We start from the raw sequence: 14,000 nt of genomic DNA, 5'->3' as shown, positions 1-14,000 counted from the left end.
CCGCTACGCAGAGTTGATGAGGCTGGCCGCGCAACGGAGTGACAGCATCAGGGTGGAGGTTTCCCATGCGCCCGATGCTCTCTCCTTTGTTCGTTGTGATGTCGATGTGTGCCACCTGCTGGGCAGCGCCCGGTTCAGCCCCTGAGGTCGAATCGGCGCCCGGCAAGTCCGGCTACCGCGGCTGGCAATTCGATTGGGACAACGACATGTTCGCCCGCACGGATCGCTGGTTCACGAATGCGATGCGCGTCTCCTGGGTCGTGGAGCGGCCGCACCGGGAGGCCGACCCGATCAGTGCCCGGCTGCTCGATGCCAGGTCGCTGTTGCTGGGGCAGGCCTTGCTGGCCGCACCCGCCCAGGGCGAGAAGTCCGGGCAGGGCATCGCCTACAACGTCGGCCAGCTGATGTACACGCCGGCCGACATCACCATCTCGGCCCCTCAACACCTGGATCGGCCGTGGTCGGGAGCCCTCTACGCGGGCGCCACGGTGTTCGGCTACCGCAGCCAGATGTTCGAGAGCACGGACCTCAAGCTGGGCGTGGCCGGGCGTGGCAGCAAGGCGGCCTGGGTGCAGCGCAAGTGGCACCGGCTGATCGGGGCCGATTACCCGGCGGGCTGGGAGCACCAGCAGCCCTCGCGGCCTTTTGTGCAGGCGCAGCACATGGCCTTGCGGAGCTTCGGCGACCGCGGCGGCGCCTCGGACCGCTGGGGCTTTCACACCGGCTACGCGGCGGCTGTCGGTACCCATCGCAGCTACGCCAGCCTGCTGGCAGGCCTGAGCTTGGGTTGGCAGGCGGGGCGCAACCCTGTTTTCGCCGTGAGCAACGATGGCGATCTGGTGGTGCACGACCTCGGCGAGACGCAGGCGCTGCGCCGCCTGCTGGTGTTTGCCAATGTGAGCGCCACGGCCGTGGGCCACAACCGCTTCATCACGGGCCGCACGGTCTCGGGCGACCCGGAGCTGCGCCTGCGGCGTGGCGTGGCAGCGTTACAGCTGGGTGCCAACCTCCCGCTTGGCCGGCATTGGCGCGTGATGTACACACATACTCTGCGCAGCGCCGAGTTCGTCTCGAACCGGGGCCCGGCTCGCGAGGCGTCCCAGCGTTGGGGCACGGTGTCGCTCGTGCATACCGAATAGGTCGGCAGGACTCCGGTGGCCGGGGAGCCTCAAAATGCCGCATGAAACTCGCCATCACCGTTCACTTCGACGGCCCGCAGGCCCGCGTTGCCGCCGTCGCCTTCGACGCCTGGGACGCGCCCGAAGCCACCCGCAGCTTCGTCACCCTCATCGCCCAGCTCGAGAAGCCCGCGCGCGGTGAGCCTGACCTGCGCGAGCTGCATTGCGTGATGCAGTTGCTGCGCGAGCATGCGCTGGCCCCCGAGCTCATCCTCCTCGACGGCTTCGTTCACCTCGACGCTGACGAAACGCCGGGCCCGGGTCAGCACCTGTTCCATGCACTGGGCGGTCGCGTGCCGGTCATCGGCGTGGCCAAGGCCAGCCGGCCGGGGCTCACAGCGCAGTTCGAGGTGATGCGAGAGGAAGAAGCCAAGCCGCTGACGGTGACCAGCGCGGGCCTGGACATCGGCGCCGCCAAGGTGCGCGTGCGCGGCATGCATGGCCGCAAGCGCGTGCCGACGCTGATGAAGCTGGTGGCGCGGCTGGCGAAGAATGGCGAGTAAGCCGGCCGATTCAGAACGCGCCGAAGAGCGTGACCAGCGCGTCCGTGATGTTGCCTTGCTCGGCGCGCAGCTTGGTCAGCGGGCGTTTGAGCAGGTTCAGCGGCACGGCACCGATGGCGGCCGTGTCCAGCACGACCGCTTCGTCGGCGACATGCACCAATGGATTCAGCCGATCAGCGCGCGTGCCGAAGTAGGCCTGCGTGCGCAGCGGAATCACCACGCGCGTTGCCAGCCCCTCGATGTAGTCGTTCTGCACATCCAGAAGGAAGGGCGTCGTCTTGCGCTCGCGCACGCTCGGGTTGGCGTAGACGTCAAAGCGCGGCATCAATCTTTCTTCGCGAAGCTGCGGTAGGCGGCCAGCGGCAGCCCTTCACGCTCGATGCGCGCGTTGTAGTCCTCGATGGCTTGCCGGTTCCGCTCGTTCCAGCGCTCCCAGTAGCGCTTCTCCACCTCGGCTGTCAGCAGCGCATCGACCGTGGCCGAGACGTTCATGCCCAACTCCTTGGCCATGTCCAGCACCTTGCTGTTCAGGCTGAGATTGGCTGCGCGTTTTGGGGCGTCGACGGTTCTGGGCATGAACAGGCTGCACGAACAATGCGCGCTGCTTCAGCGGCGAGGTCGGACTGTGGCTTGCGAGGGGGGCACGCCTGCCGGGTGTCGGGGCTGGCGAAGATGATCCACGCAGGCCAGTGGGGCCGCGTGACGTTTAACCAGGATTTGGCTTGAAGACCGGGCCCCGAATCCTGGTAGCGAGTGCCTGCCAGCCCAGGGCGCCTTACCGGCCGTGTCAGGCCGCGGCAGCCGCCCGTTCGAAGTGACGCACGGCCCGGGCGCGGGCCGCGAACGCGCCGCTGAGCAGGCCTAGCGCGGCGCAGGCCGCGGCGATGAACCACGCCTGGTGCAGCACCTCGGCATGCACGCCGGCCGCGACCCCGAGGCCGAACTTCGTCATGAAGATGCCCAGCATCAGGCCCATCGGCACCCAGCTGCCGGGCATGCGCACAGCGCCGCCCTCCCGTGCCAGGCCACGCGGCGTGAGCAGCGGGGCGCCCCAGCTCACCGTGGCCGCAAAGCCCGCTGCCCAGGCCAGCACCGGCACGGCGCCGGCCCCGAAGGTGGCGATGGCTCCGAAGAAGGACAGCGCCAGCATGGCCGCCGCCAGCGTCACCAGTGTGGCCGGCCGCACGAGGCGGCTGCGCGACTGCCGATAGCCCACGGCCAGCAGCACGGCGAGCAGGGCGAAGGGCCAGACGGGGAGGTGGGCGGCAGTGTTCATGGCGGTGGCTCGGGGTGCGGTGGCGATGGACCGCACTGTGCCGACGCGCCGCGCGACGAGCTCTCCGCTTGCGACGAATCGACAGCAGGCGGGCCGAATGACGGCTGCGGCGCCGCCGGCCGGGCCGGTGCCTGCCCGTCATCAGCGCCCGCCTGCACACCAATCCGGCTTCAGGCAACCCCGACTGGGGGCGCGCACCTGTCGCCGCTAGTCTGACGCCTCCGTAAAACTGAAAGGTGTCGTCATGCGTGGTGGGTGCTGGATCGCAACGTGGGCGGCTGCGGCCGCATGGGTGGTGCTGGCCCCGGCCGCGCAGGCGCAGACCGCGCTGGCCAACGGCGTGGCCGCCACCGGCCTGTCGGGCGCTGCCAGCAGCACGCGCGACTACACGCTGGTGGTGCCCTCGGGAGCCACGCAGCTGAGCTTCAAACTCAGTGGCGGCAGCGGGGATGCCGACCTCTATGTGCGCCGCGGCGCGCAAGCCAGCAGCGGCAGCAACGACTGCGCGTCCACCAGCAGCACCAACACCGAGACCTGCAGCTTCGCCAGCCCCACGGCCGCCACCTACCACGTGCGCGTGCAGGGCTACAGCAGCTACAGCGGCGCCAGCCTGGCTGGCAGCTACACGCCGGCCGGCAGCGGCACGCCCGCCACCGTCGTGCTGCAGCCCGGCGTGCCGGTGACCAACCAGTCCGCCGCCGCCAGCGCCTGGCTGCGCTACCGCCTCGACGTGCCCGCCGGCGGCACCAACCTCGTCGTGCGCACCAGCGGCGGCACCGGCGCGGTGGACCTCTACGTGCGCTCGGGCGCCGAGCCCACCTCCGCCGTGTTCGATTGCCGCCCCCTCGTCAACGGCAACGAGGAAACCTGCACCTTCGCCCAGCCCCAGGCGGGCAGCTACTACATCGGCCTGTACGGCTACAAGGCCTTCGCCGGCGTCACGCTGACCGCGTCATTCACGCAGCCGCCGTCCGGCGGCGCCACCTGGAGCGGCTTCAACGCCTACTACGCGCAGGCCATCGGCAAGACCGGCACCGCGCTGCGCGTGGCGCTGAACGAGGCCGCGGCCCGCAACCACGCGCGCATGAGCTACTCGGCCGTGTGGGACGCGCTGAAGTACACCGACGAGGACCCCGCCAACACGGCCAACGTCATCCTGATCTACACCGGCCGCTCCGAGCCCAAGACGCACAACGCATCGGGCAATTCGAGCGACCAGGATGCGTGGAACCGCGAGCACGTCTGGGCCAAGAGCCATGGCTTCCCCGACGAAGGGCAATGGGCCCACACCGACATCCACCACCTGCGCCCGGCCGACGTGTCCGTCAACAGCACCCGGGGCAACAAGGACTTCGACTGGGGCGGCAGCGCCATCGGCGAGGCGCCCGGCAACCTGACCGACGCCGACAGCTTCGAGCCGCGCGCGGCGGTCAAGGGCGACGTGGCGCGCATGATGTTCTACATGGCCATCCGCTACGAGGGCAACGACAGCACCGGCGTGGGCAACCTGGAGCTGTCCGACACCGTCGGCACCAGCGGCAACCTGTTCGGCAAGCGCTGCACGCTGGTGGCCTGGCACCGCGCAGACCCGGTGGACGCCAACGAACTCCGCCGCCACGCCCGCATCGTCGAGCGGCAGGGCAACCGCAATCCGTTCGTGGACTACCCGGCGTGGGTGGAAGCGCTGTTTGCGGCGGGGTGCCCGTGAGCCGGGGCGTGTCAGTCGTCTCCCGCCGTCACGCCGTCCAGCATCACTGCGGGCTTGCCCAGAAAGTAGGCCTCCAGGTTCACGCGCAGCCGTTTCAGGGCCGGCGCCGTGCAGGCATGCGCCGCCACCGCCTTCCTGGCCGTGCCGTCCCAGGCATCGGCCTCCAGCAATCCCATCATGGCCTTGGTGTTGAGGCTCAAGATGGCGCCGAGGGTCTGGATGCCGCGCTCGCCATGGCGTGAGGCCTTGGCGTCCAGCAGGCTGCGCTCGGCGAACACGCCGGTCGGCACATTGATGGAATGAATGCAGTGGCGGGACACCTCCCGGTAGTTCTGCTCCTGCGTCTGCCACAAGGTGCACTTCGGCTCCGTCAGCTCCACGGCATCGACGAGATGCTGGCGGCAGCGACCGGAGAACTCCGCGATGTAGCCATCCGCCAGGGCCCCCAGCGCCGCGCTGCCGCGAGTCGCGCCCACGCGCTGGAAATCTCCGGTGTACAGCGCCACCATGGCTGTCGACCCGGGGCCGCCGGGAGCCTTGAAATCCTCGGCCTTCAGCGCCAGCCCGGCCGCTGCGGCGGCGGCCCGCGCGGCCTGCCGCTCCCGGGCCCGGCGGGCTTTTTCCTCGGCATTCAGCCGCTGGACCAGCTCGTCGGCCCTGGCGTCCAGCGGCGCCTTGAAGGCGGCGTAGTGCGCGTCGTCCACGGCCACATGGGCGCCGAACAGCGCCACCAGCTCATCGCGACGCTCGTCCAGCTCGGCACGGCGTGCGGGCGTGGCCGCCAGTTGCGCCTGCCAGGCCGGCAGCAGCGGCGGCAGCACGCGGTTGCGGGCGTCAAGCAGGGCCTGGTAGGCGCGCTGCACCGAGGGCAGGTCGCCATAGCTGTGCAGCTGCCGCTCGAAGTCCTGCTGCAGCGTCACCAGCGTGCGCGCGCCTTCGCGGGTGGCGGCAACGCGGGCCACGCGCTGCGTCACGTCGCTGAGCGTGGGGGCGAGCATCTCGTCCAGCAGGCCTTCCACGCGGCCCCGAACGGTGGCGTGGCGGTCCGGCGTCAGCATGCCCATGACCTCCGCCAGCTGCTGCCGGCCCTTGTGCAGTTCGCCCGCGCCGGCCAGGTTGCGCGGCAAGGCCTGCGCCTTGTCCAGCCAGGCGTTGATCCTGTCCATCGCAACGCGGGCGCGCTGTTCCGTCAGGGTGGCCAACAGCCGCTCGCGGTCGGCGGGCAGCAGCAGCGTGAGCTCCCGCACCGTCTGACGTTCCGGCGCCAGCTCCTTGGACAGCACCTGTTCCGCGTTGCCGCGGTTGGCCATGTTGGCGAGCTGGTTGGCGGTGGCGTACTGCTGCCGCACCTGCCGCACATGGGCACTGATGGTGCCGCGCAGGCGCGGGCCGGACGTGTAGCCCATCACCTCCCGCAGCACCGGCTCCAGGCGCTTGACGCGCTGCGCCTGCGGGCTGCTGCTCACATCCGGGCTGTCGTCCGGCATCACGCGGCGCAGGATGCCGATGGCCGACACCGGCTGCGCAGGCCGCAGCTTGGGGCGCACGCAGGCGGCCACTTCCGTGTCGTGCACCACCATGCGCAGCGTGTTGTCGTCATCGAACGTGCGGCCGAACACGGCGCGCATGTGCTCATCGCGGAAGGCCTCCTGCTCGGCCCCGTCCAGCAGCGTGGTCTCCATCCATTGCGCCAGTACGCCGCAGCGGGCCGCGGGGCTGCTGGCGCTGGCCAGGCTGGGCAGCGGGCTCGTGGGCGCGAGCAGGTTCGGCCCCTGCGGAACCGGCGCGGCGGACGGCGGCGCCAGCGCCAACGCCACGGCGCCCACCGCCGTGCCGTCCAGCGCAATCATGTGCTGGCCGCGCAACAGGTCCAGCCTCAGCGTGCGCGTCTGGGGACAGCGGGCCGTCAGCGTGGCCACGAGCTTCTCGGCAATCGCCTGCGCCTGCGCCGCCTCCATCTTCAACGCCGACGCCTGGGTGTACATGCCTGAGACCGGCACCGTCTCGGCACACCGCGGGAGCATTTGAAACATGATCCCGCCCTCGTTGAGGAGGAAGTTCTGGGCCGACGCCGCCGGGCTCAGGGCGCAGGCGCCGGCCAGCGCCAGGCCCTGCAGAGGTTTCAATGCCATGTGTTGCCTCGGGTTGCTGCCGTGGAACTGTGATGCTAGCGACGGGGCGAACGGTGTGCGAGGGCTTCAGCAGAAGCTGTGGCGGCGTTCGTGCCCGCCGCCGGGCTGACCGGTGAGGGCACGTGGTGCCGCCGGCGCGGGCCGTGGGGGGCACCAAGCCCGGCAGCGCTCCAGGAGCTGCTCGAACGGTTCAGCGCGCCGCGGCCGAGCCTGGTGGATCGTGCGGGGCGGGGCTGGCGAGGCAGGCGTCCACCGCCGCCGCCAGCGCGGCCACGCCCGGCTTGGCGCCCAGGTCCACGTAGTACGGCCCGCCTGCCTTCAGCTGCAGGCGCAACTGCCGCCGGGGCTCGTCGACCCGCGCGCGAAGGCGGAACCCGGCGAGGTTGGACTCCGGGTACTGGCCGGTTTCCAGCACGCCCTGCCCATCGTCCCGCCGGCTGACCGCCATCCAGAAGCTGTTGCGCTCGCGCAGCGACTGCACCGAGGACAGCACGCAGTCCAGCGCCGTCGTGCCGGAGATGGCCGGCGGCAGGGTCACCGTCTTCTCGGCGTAGGGCATGCCGCCCAGCGCTTCAAAGACGGCGCAGCCGGTCAGGGCGGGTGCCAGCGGCAGGAGCAGGACAGCGAGAGGCGGGCGCATGGGGTGGTGTTGTTGGGCGGGCGTGCATACCTGAGACCATCGATCTGACCATCCGGCGCAAGCCGGCAATGTCTTCAGTCGGCGACGGACCAAGCCACTTGGGCGTAGTGCCAGACATTGAACTCAGGCCCTTCAGTCAGCCGGCGGGTGACCCGGCTCAGCGGAAGCAGCACGGCCGGCTTGTCACCGCCCGTCCGTAGACAGAGCTGGCCGTCGTCCGGCCCGGCGGCTCTCAGCGTGTACCAGTTGCCACCCATCGCTTGGCGAAACACCTCGCCCAAATAGGCGCCCGCGATGGCGATCAGCATTTGCGACTGTTCCGACGCCGCGCTGATTCCAGCTTGCGCCATGTGCTCGGCGCATTCGGCAAGCACCTGCTCCAACCCTTCCAGACTGGCACGACTCCCGTCCAGCTCGACCCCGAACCCTTCCTTGGCCACGTCAACCATGGAGCGTGCGTGCTCTGCCAATTCATCGCGGCATACGGCATCCAAATCGGCGAGCTGAAGGGCTTCGCGAGTGGGGCTGGCGTGGACTGAAAGGGACATGTCGACAGGGTTTATGGAACTAGGCTGAACTTCTAGATTGGCGTTGGATGGAGGGACTTAGATTAAAGACCTGCCCCCGAATTCCCTTCAGATTTGAGGCCTGGCTCAGAAATTGCTTGAACCCGAAATTGCGATCCGCGCGCGCAGTCTCAAACGCGGGCGTAGCGTCGAAGTACGGAAGAGTTTTCTACCTCGTTGCGATATGTTTCGATCAGCGCTATTACGGCCGTATGAAGCTCTAAATATTCGTCCATTGTTAATCCCACATCCTCTCCGTGTGCTATGTGATTGCGAGGATTCACAAGGTTGGTGTCTATGAAAGCAAGTCGCGTGGCGAAGGGGGCTTTGTCTAGTCCAAGTGCTTCTAATATATCGAGGAGAACAGTCGATGAAAGATTGCTCTTTGTGTCAACGGCGCTTTTGTAGGGGATATTTGATTGTTGATTAATGTTGGTGCAAAAGAAGTCTGCTATTTCATTTCCTGCTGATATCTTATTGCTTGCGCCCAATGTATTGAACATTGTCCGTAGCTTTATTCCGACAAAATTTGGTGCGAGTTGCGCATATGGCAATCGATGGGATGCTACGAACTCCAGATAGTAGGACGAGGCCTTCTTAACAAATCCCTCCCAATGTGCGTACAGAAGAGCCACTGCTGCTCTGATGACAACGCGGGATCTGATTTCGCCTTCTGACTCGTGAATCAGCGCCTTCAGATCGGTGAGTTCCTTTCTGCGCCATATTAGATCTTGCGCTATTCGATCAATTAAATCTGAAGTGGTTCGAATCATGGTCAACTACTAAGCTTTGAAAAGCTTGCGGCCAAATGGAATCAGCCTGGAAAAGCGGCTGCTTGCATTAACGCCTGATGACGCCCAGTCAGTAAATTCTTTGGTTCGCCATACCGATCGCGCTCGCATTTCTATTTCGTCAACGTCACAGAGAGTGTCCTCAGCAATGTTGAAGGCAACGCCAAGTCCAACTACTTCGAACAACGACAGCAGGAAGCCGCCCTCATGGCGCTTTTTCTTTAGTGAGTATCGCTTGAACGCGGTATCGCCCATGGCTTCGTTCAAGACGGTAAATGTGTCTTGAAATAGATCCTTGGCCGCACCTTTGCGAAACTTTTTGTTGCGGGCGAGTTCCGTCATTTTGTCGGTAAGGAATGTGCCAATATCTCCGACACCCTTTAGATTGTTTTCCGAGATCTCCGCTAGCAGAACAAAGCGCAACGCCAATTCAATATCGTATGCCTCTTCAAGTGGACGATCACTCAACGCGGTTGTTTCAATGAAAGGCTCGTGATTGGGTAAATCCCTGAGCCATTCGAAAAGCCCCTTGTTGAGCATTACGAGAAGGCAGTTCCTCACTTCTTGCGGGCTCAGTTCCGATCCGCCAGTATTCAGTCGCTGAAAAAGGTCGTACTTCGCTGATGGATCGCTCTCTTTCAACACAATGCTCGCGGAAATCTTCGAGCGCTTGATGACGAGTTGTAGATCTTTGGGTAGGCTGTTTTTCTCATTGGCATCTTCCCAGCAAACGTCTTTTAGTGCTGGAAGGTATCTGGTGCCAGTGAGTCGCAGTGGCTTCATGGGTTTTCCATGTTCATCCTTAAGCAGGCCCATGAACTGCAATATTGTCGAAAGTCGCTGGAGTCCGTCGACGACATCCCAGACGCCGTCCTCGCGTTGGCTCACGAAAATTGGAGGGAGTGGAATGCCAAGTAGAATTGATTCGATCAGTGCGGCTTTTTGCGCGGGTGTCCAGCGAAAGAATCGCTGGAACTCGGGATGGATGTCGAGTTCATCTCGCTCATACATTCCAGTCCATTCGCCGATGGACATGGGATAGCCGTCGGTCTTAATCTCTCGGCGCTTTGTATTGATTTGGTCAAGTAAAGTCATTGATGCCTCTTGTGCGTGTCACAAAGCATTCGCTTGGGGCGAAGTTCTAGCATGGATTGCTGTTGCGAAATGGCTAGCTTAGGTTTTCTGGCACCGCCTCCAACCCAAACTGCATCGCCGCCAACTTCGCATACAGCCCGCCGCGCGCCACCAGCTCGTCGTGGCGGCCGATGTCGACGATGCGCCCGGCCTCCAGCACGACGATGCGGTCCGCCTTCTGGATCGTCGCCAGCCGGTGCGCGATGACCAGCGTCGTGCGGTGCTGCATCGCCGCTTCCAGCGCGGCTTGCACGACGCGTTCGCTTTCGGCGTCCAGCGCACTGGTCGCCTCGTCCAGCAGCAGCAGCGGCGGGTTCTTCAGCATGGCGCGGGCGATGCTGATGCGCTGGCGCTGGCCGCCGGACAGGCGCACGCCGCGCTCGCCCAAGAAACTGGCATAGCCCTCAGGCAGCGCGCGGATGAAGTCGTCGGCGAAGGCCGCCTTGGCGGCGGCCATCACTTCCTCGTCGGTCGCCTCGGGCCGGCCGTAGCGGATGTTCTCCATCGCGGTGGTGGAGAAGATGACGCTGTCCTGCGGCACCAGGCCGATGGCGGCGCGCAGGTCGGCCAGGCGCAGCGTCTGCGTGGGCTGGCCGTTCACGCGGATGACGCCGGCCTGCGGGTCATAAAAGCGCAGCAGCAGCTGGAACAGCGTCGTCTTGCCGGCGCCGCTGGGGCCTACCAGCGCCACGGTTTCGCCGGGCTGGATGGTGAGCTGCACGCCGTCCAGCGCTGCGGTCTGCGGGCGGGAGGGGTAGTGGAACAGCACGTCGCTGAACTCCACGCGCGAGCCGCCGGCCGTGGCGGGCAGCGGCTGCGGTGACACCGGCTCGGCCACGGGGGACTTGGCCTCCATCAGCTCCACCAGCCGCTCGGTGGCGCCGGCCGCGCGCAGCACATCGCCCCACACCTCGGCCAGCACGGCCACGCTGCTGACCAGCAGCGTCACGTACACCACCGTCTGCCCCAGGTGGCCGGCGGTGATGCTGCCGGCGATGACGGCCTGCGTGCCCTGGTACAGCCCCCACAGCATGGCGCCGAAGACCGTGGTGATGATGAAGGCGACGAGGAAGCTGCGCACCGTGGTGCGTTTGCGGGCGGTGTCGAACGCCGCCTCGCTGGCGTCGGCGAAGCGTTTGGCCTCAGCGCCTTCCTGTGTGTAGCTCTGCACCACGGTGACGGCGTTCAGCACCTCGGCGGCGATGGCCGACGTGTCGGCCACGCGGTCCTGGCTGGCGCGCGACAGCTTGCGCACGCGGCGGCCGAAGTACAGCGCCGGCGCCACGATGAGCACGAGGATGCCCAGCACCTGGCCCATCACGTAGGGGTTGGTGACGATCAGCATCACCAAAGCGCCTATGCCCATGACCGTGTTGCGCAGGCCCATGGACAGGCTGGAGCCCACCACCGTCTGCACCACCGTCGTGTCCGTCGTGATGCGGGACAGCACCTCGCCGGTCTGCGTGGTCTCGAAGAACTCAGGCGCCTGGCGCAGCACGTGGGTGTAAACGGCGTTGCGCAGGTCGGCCGTGACGCGCTCGCCCAGCCAGGTAACCATGTAAAAGCGGGAGGCCGAGAACAGGCCCAGCGCCGCACCCACGGCGAACATCGCCAGGAAGTGCTCACGCAGCGCCATCAGCCGCTCGCCGGCATTGGCGGCACCGAAGCCAGCGTCGATGAGGCCGCGCAGCGCGATGGGGAAGGCCAGCGTCGCCAGCGCGGCGAGCACCAGCGTCAGCAGCGCCAGCGCGATGCGGCCGCGGTAGGGCTTGAGGAAGGGGGCGAGTCCGGACAGCGAACGGGCCTGGCGCGCGGCCGGGCGTTGGGAGGTTTCGGGCATCGGGGCAGTGTAGGGACAGCTGGTGTCCCGGCCAGGTTACTCAGAGATTGGCGGCCAGCAGGCGGCGCAGCACCACGTCCTTCAGGCTTTGGGCCTCGTCCAGCCCCAGCCGCTGCAGGTAGGCGGCGGGCACGGCGCGCTGCGGGCCCAGGCTGGCCAGCGCCAGTTGCAGCAGCTCCAGCGGGTGCTGGCTGGCGTGCTTGAGTTTTTTGAGCGCGCGGACGATGCGGAGTTCGTCTTCGTCCAGGTCGGTGCCGAACGGGAAGTCGGGCAGCGCGCCGGCCTCGCGGGCCGGGCGCAGCAGTTCTTTCAGCGCCTCGGGCGTGTTGTGACGCGCAGCCTCGGGCAGCTGCCAGTCGGGCGCGAGCTTGCCGTGGGCCCGGGCCTCGTGCATCAGGCCTTGCTGGAAGCGCGAGTCGGCGATGCACAGCAGGCGCTGCACGCATTCGGCGTCGGTGGCGCCGCGCAGGTCGGCCACGCCGTACTCGGTGACGACGACATCGCGCAGGTGGCGCGGGATGGTGCAGTTGGCGTGGCTCCACACGAGGTTGGACTGCAGGCCGGCCGCGTTGTCGTGCGTGGCGCGCAGCGCCAGCACCGAGCGGGCACCGGCCAGCGCGTGCGCCTGCGCGACGAAGTTGTACTGCCCGCCCACGCCGGAGACGACGCGGCCGTCGCCCAGTGCGTCGGACGACGCGGCGCCCAGCAGCGTCATCTTCATCGTGGTGTTGATGAAGCGGGCATCGCGGCGCTGCGCGCGCTTGAGCGCTTCGGGCGCGCCGGGGCTGTCGTACAGCTCGTTGACGAAGGCGATGCGGGTCATCGCGATGTCGGCCAGCTCGTCGCCGGTCTTGTCGCGCAGCCGCTGGTAGAAGGCGCGCGGCCCGAGGAAGAAGCCGCCATGCATCGTGGCCGTGTCGCGCCAGGCGGTGCCCAGCATGCCGGCGGGCAGCAGGTTCACGTCGTTGGCGCAGCTGAGCTCGCCGCAGCGCAAGCGGTCGCCGTCCAGCTGCAGCGCGGGGTGCAGCAGGCCCAGGCGCTGCCAGTGCGCGAGCGTGGCTGGCGTGAGCTGCGTCGCCAGTGCGCCGTCGTCGGCCAGCGCCTGCACGGCGGCCAGGCTGGGCGCAGCGGGCAGGCGGCCGGCGTTGGCCAGGCGCTGCAGCGCGAGGTCGGGGTAGACGCGGCGGCGGATGAGGCCGGCATCCAGCAACTGCAGCAGGCCGTTGGCAAACATCTCGGAGCAGCCGTACAGGCCTTGCTCGAAGCGGCCCGTGTGCCGGCCGGCCAGCGGCGCGGCGTGGTCCAGCGTCTCGATGAGCGCGCAGAACTCGCCGTTGCGGCGTTCGCGCAGCAGCAGCGCCTGCGCGATGGCGTCGCCCAGCGAGCCGATGCCAATCTGCAGCGTGCCGCCGTCGGGCAGCAGGCTGGCGGCGTGCAGGCCGATGGCGTAGTCGGCCTTGGACACAGCCGGGTTGGGCGGAGCGAACAGCGCGTGGTGGCCCTGGGGCACGTCCACGATGAGGTCGAAGAAGTCCTCCCCCACCTCAGCCGGGCCGGGCATGAAGGGCATGTGCTCGTTCAGCACCGCCACCACCAGCAGCGGCTGGCCCAGCGTGCGGCACTGGTCGACGAAGTCGGCCGTCAGGTCGGGGTTGCTGGACAGCGAGTAGCGCCGCCGGCCATCGGCCTCGCGACCCACCGCCACGGCCTGGGCCAGCACGTTGGCGCCCTGGGCCAGCATGTCGCGCACGGCCAGGCTGTAGTTGCTGCAGATGAAGCCCTGCTGCGCGGCGTCGTTGCCGAGGTAGTCGGCCGTCTTCAGGAAGAACTCGCGCACGGCGATGTGTGCCGGCAGCGCCTGCGCGCGGGCGGCCTTCACGTAGGTGAGGTCGGGGTAGTCGCCGAACACGCGGGCCACCAGCGGCGCGAGGAAGTGGCGCTCCAGGTCGCTCGCGCCCGTGGGCTTTTCCAGCGACAGCGCGGTCAGGATGGTCAGCGGCCGCGACGGATCGGCGGCCATGCGCTCGTACAGCGCGTTGACCAGCGCATTGGGCTTGCCGATGCCCAGCGGCAGCGCCAGATGGACGGGGCCGTCCACGCGGGCCAGCAGGGTGGTGACGGCGGTGCCGAGGTCGGTGAGCAGGGCAGGCATGGCCGCAGTCTCGGCCATCGCGCGGGGCCAGGGCTTGACTTGGCGCAGGCGCGCGGCGCGTGGCTCAGAGGTTGAGAGTT

At 67.4% G+C, this 14,000-nt stretch carries 13 protein-coding genes; 3 read left to right on the top strand and 10 right to left on the bottom strand.

Features of this window, described 5'->3' with window-relative positions; translation table 11 throughout:
* Positions 1 to 98: 98 nt before the first annotated feature.
* Positions 99 to 1,139 (top strand): lipid A-modifier LpxR family protein, encoded by a 1,041-nt coding sequence (locus tag ACG0Z3_RS12115; RefSeq protein ID WP_394397743.1) that lies wholly within the window; start codon positions 99 to 101, stop codon positions 1,137 to 1,139.
* 41 nt (positions 1,140 to 1,180) lie between these two features.
* Complete coding sequence (locus tag ACG0Z3_RS12110) at positions 1,181 to 1,681, top strand: endonuclease V (protein ID WP_394397742.1); 501 nt, start codon at positions 1,181 to 1,183, stop codon at positions 1,679 to 1,681.
* A gap of 10 nt (positions 1,682 to 1,691) precedes the next feature.
* On the opposite strand, the gene ACG0Z3_RS12105 is transcribed toward ACG0Z3_RS12110, so the two are convergent.
* From ACG0Z3_RS12105 to ACG0Z3_RS12095, 3 genes are all read right to left on the bottom strand, one after another.
* Entirely contained in the window at positions 1,692 to 2,006 is a 315-nt protein-coding gene (locus ACG0Z3_RS12105; protein ID WP_394397741.1) for a CcdB family protein, read from the bottom strand.
* A complete protein-coding gene (locus tag ACG0Z3_RS12100; protein WP_394397740.1) occupies positions 2,006 to 2,257 on the bottom strand; it encodes a type II toxin-antitoxin system CcdA family antitoxin in 252 nt (83 codons plus the stop codon). The genes ACG0Z3_RS12105 and ACG0Z3_RS12100 overlap by 1 nt, the downstream gene beginning before the upstream one ends.
* Positions 2,258 to 2,468: 211 nt before the next feature.
* Positions 2,469 to 2,957 carry a hypothetical protein gene (locus ACG0Z3_RS12095; RefSeq protein WP_394397739.1) on the bottom strand — a complete coding sequence of 163 codons (489 nt, stop codon included), beginning with the start codon at positions 2,955 to 2,957 and terminating at the stop codon, positions 2,469 to 2,471.
* Positions 2,958 to 3,201: 244 nt separating this feature from the next.
* Here ACG0Z3_RS12095 and ACG0Z3_RS12090 point away from each other — a divergent pair, with 244 nt between their 5' ends.
* Entirely contained in the window at positions 3,202 to 4,665 is a 1,464-nt protein-coding gene (locus ACG0Z3_RS12090; protein ID WP_394397738.1) for an endonuclease, read from the top strand.
* Between the two features lie 11 nt (positions 4,666 to 4,676).
* Here ACG0Z3_RS12090 and ACG0Z3_RS12085 read toward each other — a convergent pair whose 3' ends face one another.
* From ACG0Z3_RS12085 to ACG0Z3_RS12055, 7 genes are all read right to left on the bottom strand, one after another.
* A complete protein-coding gene (locus ACG0Z3_RS12085) occupies positions 4,677 to 6,797 on the bottom strand; it encodes a hypothetical protein (RefSeq protein ID WP_394397737.1) in 2,121 nt (706 codons plus the stop codon).
* Positions 6,798 to 6,987: 190 nt separating this feature from the next.
* Complete coding sequence (locus ACG0Z3_RS12080; protein ID WP_394397736.1) at positions 6,988 to 7,437, bottom strand: hypothetical protein; 450 nt, start codon at positions 7,435 to 7,437, stop codon at positions 6,988 to 6,990.
* A 74-nt stretch (positions 7,438 to 7,511) separates the two neighbouring features.
* Positions 7,512 to 7,985 carry a hypothetical protein gene (locus tag ACG0Z3_RS12075; protein ID WP_394397735.1) on the bottom strand — a complete coding sequence of 158 codons (474 nt, stop codon included), beginning with the start codon at positions 7,983 to 7,985 and terminating at the stop codon, positions 7,512 to 7,514.
* Positions 7,986 to 8,134: 149 nt separating this feature from the next.
* Positions 8,135 to 8,776: an MAE_28990/MAE_18760 family HEPN-like nuclease gene (locus ACG0Z3_RS12070; RefSeq protein ID WP_394397734.1), complete on the bottom strand. Its 642-nt coding sequence runs from the start codon at positions 8,774 to 8,776 to the stop codon at positions 8,135 to 8,137.
* A gap of 9 nt (positions 8,777 to 8,785) precedes the next feature.
* The gene (locus tag ACG0Z3_RS12065) at positions 8,786 to 9,889 is read right to left on the bottom strand and encodes a DUF262 domain-containing protein (RefSeq protein WP_394397733.1); all 1,104 of its coding nucleotides are present in this window, start codon (positions 9,887 to 9,889) and stop codon (positions 8,786 to 8,788) included.
* Positions 9,890 to 9,962: 73 nt separating this feature from the next.
* Positions 9,963 to 11,768, bottom strand: a complete 1,806-nt coding sequence (locus ACG0Z3_RS12060; RefSeq protein ID WP_394397732.1) for an ABC transporter transmembrane domain-containing protein — start codon at positions 11,766 to 11,768, stop codon at positions 9,963 to 9,965.
* A gap of 40 nt (positions 11,769 to 11,808) precedes the next feature.
* Complete coding sequence (locus ACG0Z3_RS12055; RefSeq protein ID WP_394397731.1) at positions 11,809 to 13,920, bottom strand: acetyl-CoA hydrolase/transferase C-terminal domain-containing protein; 2,112 nt, start codon at positions 13,918 to 13,920, stop codon at positions 11,809 to 11,811.
* Positions 13,921 to 14,000: the final 80 nt, after the last annotated feature.

The organism is Pelomonas margarita (assembly GCF_043555875.1).
GTDB lineage: Bacteria > Pseudomonadota > Gammaproteobacteria > Burkholderiales > Burkholderiaceae_C > Pelomonas > Pelomonas margarita.
The sequence above is the reverse complement of the archived record's forward strand: the minus strand, read 5'-3'. Positions and strand labels throughout refer to the sequence as shown.

Excerpts from the sequence above, each read along its gene's own strand:
- ACG0Z3_RS12115 (WP_394397743.1), top strand. The coding sequence starts at position 99 with ATGTCGATGTGTGCCACCTGCTGGGCAGCGCCCGGTTCAGCCCCTGAG.
- ACG0Z3_RS12110 (WP_394397742.1), top strand. The coding sequence starts at position 1,181 with ATGAAACTCGCCATCACCGTTCACTTCGACGGCCCGCAGGCCCGCGTT.
- ACG0Z3_RS12105 (WP_394397741.1), bottom strand. The coding sequence starts at position 2,006 with ATGCCGCGCTTTGACGTCTACGCCAACCCGAGCGTGCGCGAGCGCAAG.
- ACG0Z3_RS12100 (WP_394397740.1), bottom strand. The coding sequence starts at position 2,257 with ATGCCCAGAACCGTCGACGCCCCAAAACGCGCAGCCAATCTCAGCCTG.
- ACG0Z3_RS12095 (WP_394397739.1), bottom strand. The coding sequence starts at position 2,957 with ATGAACACTGCCGCCCACCTCCCCGTCTGGCCCTTCGCCCTGCTCGCC.
- ACG0Z3_RS12090 (WP_394397738.1), top strand. The coding sequence starts at position 3,202 with ATGCGTGGTGGGTGCTGGATCGCAACGTGGGCGGCTGCGGCCGCATGG.
- ACG0Z3_RS12085 (WP_394397737.1), bottom strand. The coding sequence starts at position 6,797 with ATGGCATTGAAACCTCTGCAGGGCCTGGCGCTGGCCGGCGCCTGCGCC.
- ACG0Z3_RS12080 (WP_394397736.1), bottom strand. The coding sequence starts at position 7,437 with ATGCGCCCGCCTCTCGCTGTCCTGCTCCTGCCGCTGGCACCCGCCCTG.
- ACG0Z3_RS12075 (WP_394397735.1), bottom strand. The coding sequence starts at position 7,985 with ATGTCCCTTTCAGTCCACGCCAGCCCCACTCGCGAAGCCCTTCAGCTC.
- ACG0Z3_RS12070 (WP_394397734.1), bottom strand. The coding sequence starts at position 8,776 with ATGATTCGAACCACTTCAGATTTAATTGATCGAATAGCGCAAGATCTA.
- ACG0Z3_RS12065 (WP_394397733.1), bottom strand. The coding sequence starts at position 9,889 with ATGACTTTACTTGACCAAATCAATACAAAGCGCCGAGAGATTAAGACC.
- ACG0Z3_RS12060 (WP_394397732.1), bottom strand. The coding sequence starts at position 11,768 with ATGCCCGAAACCTCCCAACGCCCGGCCGCGCGCCAGGCCCGTTCGCTG.
- ACG0Z3_RS12055 (WP_394397731.1), bottom strand. The coding sequence starts at position 13,920 with ATGCCTGCCCTGCTCACCGACCTCGGCACCGCCGTCACCACCCTGCTG.